General features: G+C 57.1%; 14 protein-coding genes. 9 read left to right on the top strand and 5 right to left on the bottom strand.

Annotated elements, in window-relative coordinates; genetic code table 11:
• Positions 1-32: 32 nt before the first annotated feature.
• Genes hisD through C1J05_RS16115 form a run of 3 tightly spaced genes read left to right on the top strand, consistent with a single transcriptional unit; the run spans position 33 to position 3,040 of the window.
• Positions 33-1,328, top strand: coding sequence for a histidinol dehydrogenase (gene hisD, locus C1J05_RS16125; RefSeq protein ID WP_114871141.1), 1,296 nt, complete (start codon positions 33-35; stop codon positions 1,326-1,328).
• Positions 1,329-1,340: 12 nt separating this feature from the next.
• Positions 1,341-2,351, top strand: coding sequence for a D-cysteine desulfhydrase (locus C1J05_RS16120; protein WP_114871140.1), 1,011 nt, complete (start codon positions 1,341-1,343; stop codon positions 2,349-2,351).
• On the top strand, positions 2,348-3,040 hold the full coding sequence (locus C1J05_RS16115; RefSeq protein WP_114871139.1) for an aspartate/glutamate racemase family protein: 693 nt from the start codon (positions 2,348-2,350) through the stop codon (positions 3,038-3,040). The genes C1J05_RS16120 and C1J05_RS16115 overlap by 4 nt, the downstream gene beginning before the upstream one ends.
• Before the next feature lie 12 nt (positions 3,041-3,052).
• Here C1J05_RS16115 and C1J05_RS16110 read toward each other — a convergent pair whose 3' ends face one another.
• Positions 3,053-3,430, bottom strand: a complete 378-nt coding sequence (locus tag C1J05_RS16110) for a hypothetical protein (protein ID WP_254684626.1) — start codon at positions 3,428-3,430, stop codon at positions 3,053-3,055.
• A 215-nt stretch (positions 3,431-3,645) separates the two neighbouring features.
• On the opposite strand from C1J05_RS16110, the gene lepA reads away from it, so the two are divergent.
• The 3 genes from lepA to C1J05_RS16100 all read left to right on the top strand — a co-directional run bounded on the left by lepA (position 3,646) and on the right by C1J05_RS16100 (position 6,518).
• Positions 3,646-5,445 (top strand): translation elongation factor 4, encoded by a 1,800-nt coding sequence (gene lepA / locus C1J05_RS16105; RefSeq protein WP_114872381.1) that lies wholly within the window; start codon positions 3,646-3,648, stop codon positions 5,443-5,445.
• A 472-nt stretch (positions 5,446-5,917) separates the two neighbouring features.
• Complete coding sequence (locus C1J05_RS21580; RefSeq protein ID WP_162798115.1) at positions 5,918-6,094, top strand: hypothetical protein; 177 nt, start codon at positions 5,918-5,920, stop codon at positions 6,092-6,094.
• 235 nt (positions 6,095-6,329) lie between these two features.
• Entirely contained in the window at positions 6,330-6,518 is a 189-nt protein-coding gene (locus C1J05_RS16100; RefSeq protein WP_114871138.1) for a hypothetical protein, read from the top strand.
• A gap of 69 nt (positions 6,519-6,587) precedes the next feature.
• Here C1J05_RS16100 and C1J05_RS16095 read toward each other — a convergent pair whose 3' ends face one another.
• Positions 6,588-6,725, bottom strand: coding sequence for an entericidin A/B family lipoprotein (locus C1J05_RS16095; RefSeq protein WP_114872380.1), 138 nt, complete (start codon positions 6,723-6,725; stop codon positions 6,588-6,590).
• Positions 6,726-6,894: 169 nt separating this feature from the next.
• On the opposite strand from C1J05_RS16095, the gene C1J05_RS16090 reads away from it, so the two are divergent.
• Positions 6,895-7,074 (top strand): CTP synthetase, encoded by a 180-nt coding sequence (locus C1J05_RS16090; protein WP_114871137.1) that lies wholly within the window; start codon positions 6,895-6,897, stop codon positions 7,072-7,074.
• A 9-nt stretch (positions 7,075-7,083) separates the two neighbouring features.
• Here C1J05_RS16090 and C1J05_RS16085 read toward each other — a convergent pair whose 3' ends face one another.
• Entirely contained in the window at positions 7,084-7,839 is a 756-nt protein-coding gene (locus C1J05_RS16085; protein ID WP_114871136.1) for an alpha/beta fold hydrolase, read from the bottom strand.
• 90 nt (positions 7,840-7,929) lie between these two features.
• On the opposite strand from C1J05_RS16085, the gene C1J05_RS16080 reads away from it, so the two are divergent.
• A complete protein-coding gene (locus tag C1J05_RS16080) occupies positions 7,930-8,304 on the top strand; it encodes a hypothetical protein (RefSeq protein ID WP_162798114.1) in 375 nt (124 codons plus the stop codon).
• 51 nt (positions 8,305-8,355) lie between these two features.
• On the opposite strand, the gene glyA is transcribed toward C1J05_RS16080, so the two are convergent.
• On the bottom strand, positions 8,356-9,651 hold the full coding sequence (gene glyA, locus C1J05_RS16075) for a serine hydroxymethyltransferase (RefSeq protein ID WP_114871134.1): 1,296 nt from the start codon (positions 9,649-9,651) through the stop codon (positions 8,356-8,358).
• Between the two features lie 176 nt (positions 9,652-9,827).
• On the opposite strand from glyA, the gene C1J05_RS16070 reads away from it, so the two are divergent.
• The gene (locus C1J05_RS16070) at positions 9,828-10,589 is read left to right on the top strand and encodes an NAD kinase (RefSeq protein ID WP_114871133.1); all 762 of its coding nucleotides are present in this window, start codon (positions 9,828-9,830) and stop codon (positions 10,587-10,589) included.
• Between the two features lie 13 nt (positions 10,590-10,602).
• Here the strand turns inward: C1J05_RS16070 and prpE are convergent, their stop codons facing one another.
• On the bottom strand, positions 10,603-12,501 hold the full coding sequence (prpE, locus tag C1J05_RS16065) for a propionate-CoA ligase PrpE (protein WP_114871132.1): 1,899 nt from the start codon (positions 12,499-12,501) through the stop codon (positions 10,603-10,605).
• Positions 12,502-12,520: the final 19 nt, after the last annotated feature.

Genomic DNA, 12,520 nt, shown 5'->3' with positions numbered 1-12,520 from the left:
ACGTCAACCCTCTTGTTTGTGTGAGACTTGAAATGAAACACCTGAAACCAACAACGGGCCTGCCCGATGGGGCCAGTCAGGATACGGCTGACATGGTCCAGATCATGCTGGCCCGCATCGCCGAAGGCGGGGAAGATGTTGCGCGTGAATATGCGCAGAATCTGGACCGGTGGTCAGGACCGATTTGCGTGGGACGCGACGATATAGAAGCTGCCAAGTCCATGATTTCGGACGATTTGCGGGACGCTATCGATTATGCGCACGCCAATATCCTTGCATTTGCGCAGGCGCAGCGTGCCACGTGCACTGAATTTGAAGTTGAATTGCGCCCCGGTCTGGTGGCTGGTCAGCGCCAAATACCGCTGTCCAGTGCCGGCTGTTACGTTCCAGGCGGGCGCTATGCGCATATCGCATCGGCACTAATGACAATCACGACGGCACGTGCGGCGGGTGTCGGGCACGTCACCGCATGCAGCCCGCCCAAACAGGGGCAGGGCATCGCGCCCGCCATTCTTTATGCGATGGACCTTGCCGGCGCCGATACCATACTGGCACTGGGCGGCGTACAGGGCGTGGCAGCGATGGCAAACGGCCTGTTCGGTGCACAGAAAGCGGATATTCTGGTTGGGCCCGGCAACCAGTTCGTTGCAGAAGCCAAACGCCAGCTTTTCGGGCCGACAGGCATCGACATGGTGGCCGGCCCGACCGATTCAATGGTGATTGCGGATAACACGGCTGATCCGTTGACGGTGGCCTGGGATCTGGCGGGGCAGGCAGAGCACGGATATAACTCGCCGGTCTGGCTGGTCACGGATTGCGCGCAACTTGCGCAGCAGGTGCTGGAGCTGGTGCCCACCTGTATCGCTGAGCTGCCCCAACCCAACCGCGACAGTGCCGAGGCAGCCTGGGCTGCGTTGGGCGAAGTCATGCTGTGCGATCATCGCGCGGAAATGGCCGCAACTGCCAATGCATATGCACCGGAACATCTGCATGTTCAGGCGGCGGATCTGACATGGTGGAAAACGGCCCTGACAGCCTACGGTTCGCTGTTTCTGGGGGAAAACAGCACGGTTGCGTTCGGAGACAAGGCGGCCGGCCCAAATCATGTGCTTCCCACATCCGGTGCGGCCCGTTATACGGGCGGCCTGTCGGTGCATAAATTTATCAAGACTGTGACCTGGCAAACTGCCGATCCTGTCGCGATTCCAGATCTGGCGCGTGCGACGGCCACGATTTCCCGTTTCGAGGGAATGGAAGGCCATGCGCGTACAGCGGATATTCGATTATTGAAACATACCGGCCAGTTGAAACTGGCCGCAAGTCACTAGAGGAAAACCCTGATGAACCTTGCCAAATTTCCACGCGTCTCGCTTGCCCATTTGCCGACACCACTGGAATATATGCCGCGCCTGTCTGCCGCACTGGGCGGCCCTGATATCTGGATCAAACGCGATGATTGCACTGGCCTGTCGACAGGTGGCAACAAGACCCGCAAGCTGGAATGGCTGATGGCAGAGGCACAGGAACAAGGCGCGGATGTGGTTCTGACCCAGGGGGCGACCCAATCCAACCACGCGCGCCAGACGGCGGCTGCGGCCGCCAAACTGGGCATGGACTGCCATATCCTGCTTGAGGACCGCACGGGGTATAACCACGAAAACTACCGCTATAACGGCAATGTTCTGCTGGACGTGCTGCATGGCGCATCCATCGAGCACCGCGGGCCGGATCTGGATATGAATGCGGAAATGGAAGCGGTTGCGGACAAGATGCGTGCCGATGGGCGCAACGCCTATACCATTCCCGGTGGCGGATCGAACGCGACAGGTGCGTTGGGATACGTGAACTGTGCGCTGGAACTGTTGAACCAGTTCGTCACGACCGGATTGAACGTGGACCATATCGTACATGCGACGGGCAGTGCGGGCACGCAGGCGGGCCTGATCACCGGATTAAAGGCGATGAACGCAAATATTCCCCTGCTGGGTGTCGGCGTGCGCGCGCCCAAGGCCAAGCAGGAAGAAAACGTTTACAATCTTGCCGTGAAAACCGCTGAAAAACTGGGCTGCGCAGGTGTGGTTGCGCCCGAGGATGTTGTGGCCAATACCGATTATGTCGGGCCCGGCTATGGGATGCCCGCACAGGATACGCTGGATGCGATTGATCTGTTCGCCCGCACCGAGGCTATTTTGCTGGATCCGGTCTATTCCGCCAAAGGCGCCGCGGGGCTGATTGATCTGTGCCGCAAAGGACATTTCAAAAAGGGTGAAACCGTGGTGTTCCTGCATACGGGCGGGGCCATCGGTCTGGCCGGTTATACCCACGAATTCGATATCGCCTCGAAGGTATGAAGCCGGTCGGCATCCTTGGTGGTATGGGGCCGGATGCAACCGTTCTGCTGATGCAGAAAGTGTTGCGTGCTGTCCCAGCCAAAGATGATGCCGATCATATCCCGTTGATCGTGCATCAGAATCCGGCTGTACCCAGCCGGATTGCGGCCTTGATCGATGGTACCGGCGCGGACCCGGCACCGGTGCTGGCACAAATGGCCCGCGATTTGCAGGCCGCCGGCGCAACGGCTTTGGCGATGCCGTGCAATACGGCGCATCATTATGCGGGGGCGATCTGCGATGCGACCGATTTGCCGTTCCTGAATATGCTGGATCTGACAGCGCAGCATCTGGCTCGGGCAGGGGCCAAACGCATCGGGCTGCTGGCCTCGCCTGCGGTGCGGTTGACGGGCGTGTTTGACGCGGCGTTTGCAAAACAGGGACTGACACAGATTTATCCGGTGGACGATGCGCCTGTTCTGGGCCTGATCCGGGCGGTCAAGGCCGGGCATGTTCTGACCGCAGATGCGCTGCGTGCCCCCGCAGCGGCGCTGCTGGATCAGGACGCTGATCACATTCTGATCGCCTGCACCGAACTTTCGCTCTATGCGGGTGGTCTGGGGGCCGATATGGCTTGGAGTGACAGCCTTGATTGTCTGACCGACGCGATTATTCGGGCGGCCCGATCGGACGTGAACTGCCCAGACTAAAGCGCGCGCTGCTTAACGGATTTGGCAGATGGCTTCGGCGGTTTCGCTGTAATTCTTGTATTTTTGCCAGAAAATCTCGTCGCCCGTGCGGTTTGACTGGCGGACGTCCTGCGCCTTTTGCGGGTTGCCATAGAAACTGGCGGCCAAATTCTGGTCTGACTTGGACAATGTGCGATCTGCCGCAGCCTGAATACAGCCGCACAATTGGCTGTTGCGGGATTTGCGATCAGAGGACAGGCAGGCGCGGCTGATAGGGCCGCTGGCCGCGCGTGTCACGACAGAATAATCATTTGTCCCGCGACTGCGGTTCGAATTGGAACAAGCGGTCAAAACAACCGCCAAAATCAGGATGCCTGCCACTTTCATCTGTCGCGCCCCGTTGATTGTCATGCCGGTTTCCGGCGTCTCTGCTGCTTGCGCCGAATATGCCGCAAGAACCGGATGCTTTCAATCGGTCAGATGCAGTTCGTCACGTCCATCTTCCCTTGACGTCCTGATCCTTGTCCTACTTGGCGCGCACAGGCGTTGTACCGGAAAACGCCGCCGCGCAAATGGCCCTTACATACCCATTGACCAACACACCAAAGCAAATCATATCCCCTGTTATGACAGACCTTGCCCATATCCGTAATTTCTCCATCGTCGCGCATATCGACCATGGCAAATCCACCCTTGCCGACCGTCTTATCCAAGAGACGGGGACGGTGTCGGGGCGGGATATGAAAGAACAATTGCTGGACGCGATGGATATCGAACGCGAACGCGGGATTACCATCAAGGCCAATACCGTGCGCATCAGCTACAAGGCAGACAACGGCGAAGCCTATGTTCTGAACCTGATCGACACGCCGGGCCATGTCGATTTCGCGTACGAGGTCAGCCGTTCCATGCGCGCGGTCGAAGGGTCTTTGCTGGTTGTCGATTCTACCCAAGGGGTCGAGGCGCAGACACTGGCCAACGTCTATCAGGCCATTGATGCCAATCATGAAATTGTGCCGATCCTGAACAAGATTGATCTGCCTGCATCCGATTGCGACCGCGTCGCCGAACAAATCGAAGACGTGATTGGCATCGATGCTTCGGGCGCCATTCGGGTCAGCGCGAAAACGGGGCAGGGCATCCACGAAACGCTAGAGGCGATTGTGCAGCATCTGCCCGCCCCCAAGGGCGATCGTGCCGCGCCGCTCAAGGCGATGCTGGTGGACAGTTGGTATGATGCTTATCTGGGCGTGATCGTTCTGGTCCGGATCATGGATGGCGTTCTGAAAAAGGGCGACAAGATCAAGATGATGCAGAACGGATCGATCCATCATGTCGACCGGATCGGTGTGTTCCGCCCCCAGATGGAAACGATCGAAGCGCTGGGGCCGGGCGAAATCGGATTTCTGACCGCGTCGATCAAGCAGGTGCGCGACACGCGTGTGGGGGATACCATCACCCACGAAAAGGGCGGAGTGACGCAGGCACTGCCCGGTTTCAAACCGTCACAACCGGTTGTGTTCTGCGGTCTGTTCCCCGTTGATTCCGCCGAATTCGAAGACCTGCGCGACGCGATCGAAAAGCTGGCGCTGAATGACGCGTCGTTTTCCTATGAAATGGAAACTTCCGCCGCGCTGGGCTTTGGGTTTCGCTGCGGGTTCCTTGGCCTTTTGCATCTTGAGGTGATCCGCGACCGGATTGAACGCGAATATGACATTGATCTGATCACCACTGCGCCCTCGGTGATCTATCATGTGCATATGCGCGACGGTTCGATGATCGAACTGCACAACCCCGCCGACATGCCCGATATGACCCATGTGGACCATATCGAAGAGCCGCGGATCAAGGCGACGATTCTGGTGCCGGATGAATTTCTGGGCGACGTGCTTAAACTGTGTCAGGATCGGCGCGGTATCCAGATGGATCTGACCTATGCGGGCAGCCGCGCAATGGTGGTGTATGATCTGCCCCTAAACGAGGTGGTGTTTGATTTTTACGACCGCCTGAAATCCGTGACCAAGGGCTATGCGTCGTTTGACTATCAGCTGACCGAATACCGGCAGGACAATCTGGTGAAAATGTCCATTCTGGTAAATGACGAACCGGTGGATGCGCTTTCGATGATGGTGCACCGTGATCGCGCCGAGGCGCGCGGACGCGGCATGGTGGAAAAGCTAAAAGATCTGATCCCGCGCCATATGTTCAAAATACCGATCCAGGCCGCCATTGGCGGCAAGGTGATCGCCCGTGAAACCCTGTCTGCGATGCGCAAGGATGTGACCGCCAAATGCTACGGTGGCGACATGACGCGCAAACGCAAGCTGCTGGACAAGCAGAAAAAGGGGAAGAAGAAAATGCGCCAGTTCGGGAAAGTCGATATCCCGCAAGAGGCGTTCATTTCAGCGCTGAAGATGGACAGCTAGGCGCAGTAACGGCACTGGGCCAGTTCGATTTCCCAACGGATCAGTCGACCCCGCGATGTAGTTTTTTTAGGCTGTCGGCAGCGTTTTGGCGCGTCCATGGCACCGCGCGCGCCGGTCAGGCGATTCGGAATCGTCGTCACGCGCGCGCCATATTATGTTAGCGGTACCTTATTTCAACCATAAGGCGAACACAGTCTTGCCACATTGCCTGTGTGATCGGCGCTTTGCTGACACATTTGCCAGACAGGCAGCCGGTGCAAATTCGGTAAATTGGGTCGAAAGTGGCAAAAAAGGCAAGATTTCGCCAAGCGTTAAATAATTGATTAATATTAATTTAATATGAATTCCGCCTTGAAATTGAGCTGGATTTCCCAAACGGAAACAAACCGTTTCAAGAATTCTCCCTTAAAATGTCTTAAAATTGATCGCAACCTATGGATGTCAACAACGACCACTAGGGAAGGAATACAAAATGACTACCAACTACACCACGATCGCCCGCACCCGCCGCCTTGATGCTTTGGATGCACTGAAACGCCGCCAGTCCGATATGAACGGTGGTATGCCGTCCGGCCTGTCTGTTCGTGAATCCGAAGCCAGAATGCAGGCGCAAATCCAGTTCTCGTCCTGCCGCTCTCTCGGCATCTGATCAAGTTACGACCCAAGACCTTACGTTTTTCCCAGTGAACGAATTTCGGGGTTCGCCCCGCAGTTCCGTCGATACCGCCCGAGGCGGAGGCGCAAGCCCCGCCCGACAGGCCCCCGGCCCCTAAGGCCCGATCGACGCTTTACCCGTGTACCCATCAAAATCAATCAAGGCGCGCAACATCCGGAGATGTTTGCAGGACAAGCGCGCATCTGTCCAATCTCACGGGGACCACAAAATGACACATATCAACGTCGCACATATCCAGAACTCCTACTACGACCCACGCATGGACGCACGCAGCTGTGCCAGCAAATTGCGGGGGCGCAAATGCTCTGCCCTGCCGCGCGGATCGGTCCTGTCGACCCAAACGGCCTGGCAGGAGCCGGCATCCTCGCCCGCGTCTGCGTGGGTGGCCACGCACTAAGTCTGCTGTTTCGGGCGTGGGCGCAATGGTCGCCCCGCCCCGGCCCATCGGGCCAGATCACGAACTCAACTATAGCGAATTCTGAACACTTTGCGCTGTATTGGTGATCGCATCACCGGCTTTTTCAATGTCACGGCCCGCCCCTTTGGCGGTTTCGCAGGCACTAAGCCCCAGAATGGCTATACACAACATGGCAGCGCGGATCATTGCATCCTCCGAAGGCATTTTCTGACAGTTCATTTACGCGTTTGCGGGGGCGTGGTGCAAGGCGATCTGTATCCGCAGCTTGACCCAAATCAACGTCAGATACATTCGGCAAGTCTAATATAAGCGAATTCAGAAACCGCGCCGATTTTTTGGTGCAAGGAGGCTTGTCATGTTGCGTCTTGCTTCCATTCTTTATTCGCTCATTGCCACAACGCTTGCCGGCAGCTTTATCATTGCTGTTCTGACAATGGGATATGGCACGTTGCAACCTATTCTGATGGCGGCGGTCGTGGGTGCCATTCTGGCGTTGCCGGTATCTTATCTGGTCGCCAAAAAGATCACAGCCTGACCCGAACTATCACGACAGGAACGTTGACAGCGCCGCCACGAATTCGCGCGGTTTTTCAGCGTGTAACCAATGCCCGGCACCGGGGATTTTGGCAAAGCGCGCATTGGGGAACAGCGCCTTGATACGCGGGCGGTGTTCGGGGGTGACATAATCAGATGTTGCCCCGGACAGGAACAGGGTTGGCCCGGTATAGGTTCCCGCTGTTTCGGGAAATGACATGATGTGCGGCATCTGATCGGCCAGCGCATCAAGGTTCAGACGCCAGCGTTTTTCCGGCACATCCAGTGACTGCGTGAAAAAGCTTTGCAGCGCAGGCTCGACACCCAAATCGCCCAGTTGCGCTTCAGCCTCAGACCGGCGTGTGACACGGGACAGATCAACCGCCTTCATTGCCTTGATAAATTCGATTTGTGAATGGCCATAGGTTACGGGGGCAATGTCCGCGACAACAAGGCGATTTACAAGTTCCGGATGGGACAGAGCCAGCACCATCGCCGCCTTGCCCCCCATCGAATGACCCAGCACATCAATCGGCGGCCCGATATGTGTGGTCACCTGGGCCAGATCACCGGCCAGATCATCGTAAGTGTGGCTGTCGAACCAGTCGCTTTGGCCATGATTGCGCAGATCAACGGTAAACACCTGCCGGGTTTCCGAAAGACGTTTTGCGATCACCCCCCAATTGCGCGCGGATCCGTATAGCCCGTGCACAATCAGCAAGGGCGGCAGCGCAGTGGGGCGCCCGAACTGGATCATGTTCAACATGGGCGGATTGATACCTGTGCGGCGTGTCAAAAACCACCCCCATTGAGGCTGGATGCACGTCATATTATGCTTGGTCAGGGAGAGCGCCAAGTGATTGAAGAAAAAGACCTATCTGAAAAGGCAGCCAGCCTTCAGGCCGAGTTGCAGCGCGCTTTCGGCGTGAAGGCCACCACCTTGGCCAAGGCCTTGCGCAAGACCGGGCGGCGGTTGCCCGCCTCTTTGGCAGAAAAGGCCGAAGCCATCCTGCAGGCGCAAAGCTATGGTGGCCATCCCAAGTTGATGCGCATGGTGGACCCTGGCGAGGTCGAAAAAGCCCATTCAGACATCATGGCCTATCTGGGCGAAATTGATCCGTCAGAAGCGCGGCGAAACCGGTTGCTGAACCTGACGGCCGAGATTGCACTGAAACTTCTGTTCATCATTTCGATGGTGGTTCTGGTGCTGGTCTGGCGGGATCTTATCTAACGCAAAAGCCCCGCGTCAGACGCGGGGCTTTCGTGAATTTCAACACCGAACCTAAAGGTTCGGGTAAAGCGGGAACTGTGCGCACAATTGCGCAACTTCGGCTTTTACCTTGGCTTCGACCGCGCCATTGCCGTCTTCACCATTGGCGGCCAGACCATCCACCACTTCAATGATCCAGTCTGCGATCTGGCGGAACTCGCCTTCGCCGAACCCGCGGGTTGTGCCGGCGGGCGACCCAAGACGGATACCTGACGTCACAGTCGGCTTTTCCGGGTCAAACGGAACACCGTTCTTGTTGCAGGTGATATGCGCGCGCCCCAGTGCTTTTTCCGTGGCGTTGCCTTTTACACCTTTCGGGCGCAGATCAACCAACAACACGTGGGTGTCGGTGCCATGGGTGACGGTATCAAGCCCGCCTTTGATCAACTGATCAGACAGCGCCTGCGCGTTGATCACGACCTGTTTGATATAGTCTTTGAATTCCGGGCGCAGCGCTTCGCCAAAGGCAACAGCCTTGGCCGCGATCACGTGCATCAACGGCCCGCCCTGAATGCCGGGGAAAATCGCCGAATTGAATTTTTTCGCCAGCGCTTCGTCATTGGTCAGGATCATGCCGCCGCGCGGGCCACGCAATGTCTTGTGCGTTGTGGTTGTGGCGACATGGGCGTGCGGGAACGGGCTGGGATGTTCGCCCGCTGCCACCAGACCGGCAAAATGCGCCATATCCACATGCAGATAGGCACCAACCATATCTGCGATTTCGCGCATGCGGGCGAAATCGATCTGGCGCGGGATGGCGGACCCGCCAGCGATGATCATTTTGGGCTGATGCTCTTTCGCCAACGCTTCGACCTGATCGTAATCCAGCAGATTGTCCTCTTTGCGCACACCGTACTGGATCGCATTGAACCACTTGCCCGACTGGTTCGGTGCCGCCCCGTGGGTCAGGTGGCCTCCTGCATCCAAAGACATGCCAAGGATCGTATCGCCCGGTGTCAATAGCGCCTGAAAAACGCCCTGATTGGCCTGCGATCCCGAGTTCGGCTGCACGTTGGCGAAACTGCAATCAAACAGTTTGCAGGCGCGTTCAATCGCGAGGTTTTCCGCGATATCGACATATTGGCATCCGCCATAATAACGACGGCCCGGATAGCCTTCTGCGTATTTGTTCGTCATCACGCTGCCTTGCGCTTCCATCACGGCGGCGGACACGATGTTTTCCGACGCGATCAACTCGATCTCGTCGCGCTGGCGGCCCAGTTCGGATGTGATCGAGGCCGCAATTTCGGGGTCGCGGCTGGACAGGGATTCTGTAAAAAATCCGGTGGTGCGGTGTGGCACGTTCATTTGGGCAAACTCCGTAAGGCTATGGGATATTACTTGAGGCGTTTCGTATAGGAAACCAGCCCCCCAAGAAAGCCTGTAAAGCGACCATTCCACAGATAAGCGCGTCAATGCTGGCAGTGCGCGGGAATATGTGATTGTTTCGGACCCAAAGGGATAAGACAGGAAACCCATAGCCAATGGCCATCAAGATCGCCTTTGCCGCCAGCCCGGCCCCCGTGGCCCAGACAGCGCGCGCTGCGCTGATCGGACGGTACGGCGATTGCCCTGTGGACGAGGCCGAGGTGATTGTTGCCCTGGGGGGCGACGGGTTTATGTTGCAAACCCTGCACAATACCCAGGACATTCCGGCCCCCGTATACGGGATGAACCGGGGAACCATCGGTTTTCTGATGAACGAATACCGCGAAAGCGGATTATTGCGTCGACTGGAGCAGGCTGAAGAAGCCAAGATCAATCCGCTTTACATGCATGCCACCTGCGTCGATGGATCGACGCATAAAGCATTGGCCATAAACGAGGTTTCCCTGCTTCGTGCCGGTCCGCAAGCCGCCAAGCTGCGTATCAGCGTTGACGGACGCCTAAGGATGCAAGAGTTGGTGTGCGATGGCGCGCTGGTTGCAACGCCCGCAGGATCAACCGCCTACAATTATTCTGCGCACGGGCCGATATTGCCCATCGGATCAGATGTATTGGCCCTGACGGCAATGGCGGCGTTCCGGCCGCGACGGTGGCGCGGTGCATTGCTGCCCAAAACGGCAAAGGTGCGGTTTGACGTGTTAGAGGCAGACAAGCGGCCGGTCATGGCAGATGCCGACAGCCGGTCTGTCCTCAATGTGGCATGCGTCGAAATCGGATCGGATCCATTAATCACACATCGTATTCTTTTTGATCCCGGTCACGGGTTGGAAGAGCGCCTGATCAGCGAGCAATTCTCGTAAGCGCCTGCCGGATCTAACTTTTGGCGCCAGCGTACCCGATCTGTTGAAGCGATGCGCGGATTTCATCCAGAATGGCAGGATCGTCGATTGTCGCGGGCATCTTGAAATCTTCGTTGTCCGCAATCTTGACCATGGTCGCCCGCAGGATTTTGCCTGACCGTGTTTTGGGCAAACGATCAACCACCAGCGCCAGTTTGAAGGCCGCAACCGGGCCGATCTTTTCTCGCACCAGTTTTACGCATTCGGATGTGATGTCTTCGTGGGGGCGGTCAACACCATTTGTCAGGCACAAGAACCCCATCGGGGCCTGGCCTTTCAATTGGTCTGTTACACCGATCACGGCACATTCGGCCACATCGGGATGGCTGGCCAGCACTTCTTCCATGGCGCCGGTCGACAATCGGTGGCCCGCGACGTTGATCACATCATCGGTGCGCGCCATGATGTACAGATACCCGTCTTCATCAATCATGCCTGCATCGCCGGTTTCGTAATATCCGGGGTATTGTGTCAGGTAGGATTTGCGAAACCGGTCATTCGCATTCCAAAGCCCGGGCAGGGTACCGGGAGGCAGTGGCAGTTTGATCGCAATCGCGCCCAGTTCGCCCGCTTTCATCGGATGGCCGCCTTCGTCCAGAATACGCACGTCATACCCCGGCATCGCAACAGATGGCGATCCGATTTTGACCGGCAACGGTTCAATCCCCATCGGGTTGGCCGCAATGGAATAGCCTGTTTCGGTTTGCCACCAATGGTCGATCACCGGAACATTCAGGATGTTCTGGGCCCATTCGATGGTATCCGGATCGGCGCGTTCACCGGCCAGATAAAGAGTATTCAGGCATGAAATGTCGTATTTCCGGACATATTCACCTTTCGGGTCCTCGCGTTTGACCGCGCGAATGGCGGTCGGGGCGGTGAAAAACGATTTCACGTTATGTTCGGAAATCACGCGCCAGAACGTGCCGGGATCAGGTGTGCCAACGGGTTTGCCTTCGAACACGATCGTTGTGTTGCCGTGAATTAGCGGGCCATAACAGATGTACGAATGGCCGACGACCCAGCCAACATCCGATGCCGCCCAGAACACATCTCCGGGGTCGACATTGTAGATCGATTTCATTGTCCAGTTCAGCGCAACCAGATGGCCCGCCGTCGCACGGATCACGCCCTTGGGCGCGCCGGTGGTGCCGGATGTGTACAGGATGTAGGCAGGATGATTGCCTTCAACCGGAACGCATTCGGCGTCTTCCACGCCGTATTGAAAGGCGTGCCAGTCAAAATCACGTCCGCTTTCCAGCTTTGCAACTTCTTGATCCCGTTGGAAAATCACGCAGAAATCAGGTTTGTGCTGTGCCATTTCGATAGCGCCGTCCAGCAGCGGTTTGTAATGGACAACCCGCCCCGGCTCTAACCCGCAAGAGGCGGCGATGATTGCCTTTGGCGTGCAATCGTCGATACGCACCGCCAGTTCGTTTGCGGCAAAGCCGCCAAATACAACAGAATGGATCGCGCCCAGTCTTGCGCAGGCCAGCATCGCCTCAAGCGCTTCGGGCACCATCGGCATATAGATGATGACGCGATCACCTTTTTCCACGCCCTTGGCCCGCAGCGCACCCGCCAGCGACGCAACGCGTGCCTGAAGTTCGGCATAGGTGATTTCGTGTTTCGTACCGGTGATCGGACTGTCGTGAATAATGGCGACACGCGCGCCATTGCCGGCTTTCACATGGCGGTCGACCGCATTGTAGCAGGTGTTGACCATGGCATCGGTAAACCATTCATAAAGCGGTGCATTGTCATCATTCAGGGCGCGCGTTGGCGGGGTGTCCCAATCGATGGCCTTGGCCGCATTCATCCAGAATGTTTCGGGGTCGGATTTCCAAGCATTGTAAATCTCGCTATAGGCCATGATCTGTCCCTTAAATTTT

The sequence above is a fragment of the Sulfitobacter sp. JL08 genome (assembly GCF_003352045.1).
Classification (GTDB): Bacteria; Pseudomonadota; Alphaproteobacteria; order Rhodobacterales; family Rhodobacteraceae; genus JL08.
Note: the sequence above shows the minus strand (reverse complement) of the source record. Positions and strands in the feature narration are given on the sequence as shown.

Excerpts from the sequence above, each read along its gene's own strand:
- C1J05_RS16070 (WP_114871133.1), top strand. The coding sequence starts at position 9,828 with ATGGCCATCAAGATCGCCTTTGCCGCCAGCCCGGCCCCCGTGGCCCAG.
- hisD (WP_114871141.1), top strand. The coding sequence starts at position 33 with ATGAAACACCTGAAACCAACAACGGGCCTGCCCGATGGGGCCAGTCAG.
- glyA (WP_114871134.1), bottom strand. The coding sequence starts at position 9,651 with ATGAACGTGCCACACCGCACCACCGGATTTTTTACAGAATCCCTGTCC.
- C1J05_RS16100 (WP_114871138.1), top strand. The coding sequence starts at position 6,330 with ATGACACATATCAACGTCGCACATATCCAGAACTCCTACTACGACCCA.
- C1J05_RS16110 (WP_254684626.1), bottom strand. The coding sequence starts at position 3,430 with ATGACAATCAACGGGGCGCGACAGATGAAAGTGGCAGGCATCCTGATT.
- lepA (WP_114872381.1), top strand. The coding sequence starts at position 3,646 with ATGACAGACCTTGCCCATATCCGTAATTTCTCCATCGTCGCGCATATC.
- C1J05_RS21580 (WP_162798115.1), top strand. The coding sequence starts at position 5,918 with ATGACTACCAACTACACCACGATCGCCCGCACCCGCCGCCTTGATGCT.
- C1J05_RS16095 (WP_114872380.1), bottom strand. The coding sequence starts at position 6,725 with ATGATCCGCGCTGCCATGTTGTGTATAGCCATTCTGGGGCTTAGTGCC.
- C1J05_RS16120 (WP_114871140.1), top strand. The coding sequence starts at position 1,341 with ATGAACCTTGCCAAATTTCCACGCGTCTCGCTTGCCCATTTGCCGACA.
- C1J05_RS16085 (WP_114871136.1), bottom strand. The coding sequence starts at position 7,839 with ATGTTGAACATGATCCAGTTCGGGCGCCCCACTGCGCTGCCGCCCTTG.
- C1J05_RS16090 (WP_114871137.1), top strand. The coding sequence starts at position 6,895 with ATGTTGCGTCTTGCTTCCATTCTTTATTCGCTCATTGCCACAACGCTT.
- C1J05_RS16115 (WP_114871139.1), top strand. The coding sequence starts at position 2,348 with ATGAAGCCGGTCGGCATCCTTGGTGGTATGGGGCCGGATGCAACCGTT.
- prpE (WP_114871132.1), bottom strand. The coding sequence starts at position 12,501 with ATGGCCTATAGCGAGATTTACAATGCTTGGAAATCCGACCCCGAAACA.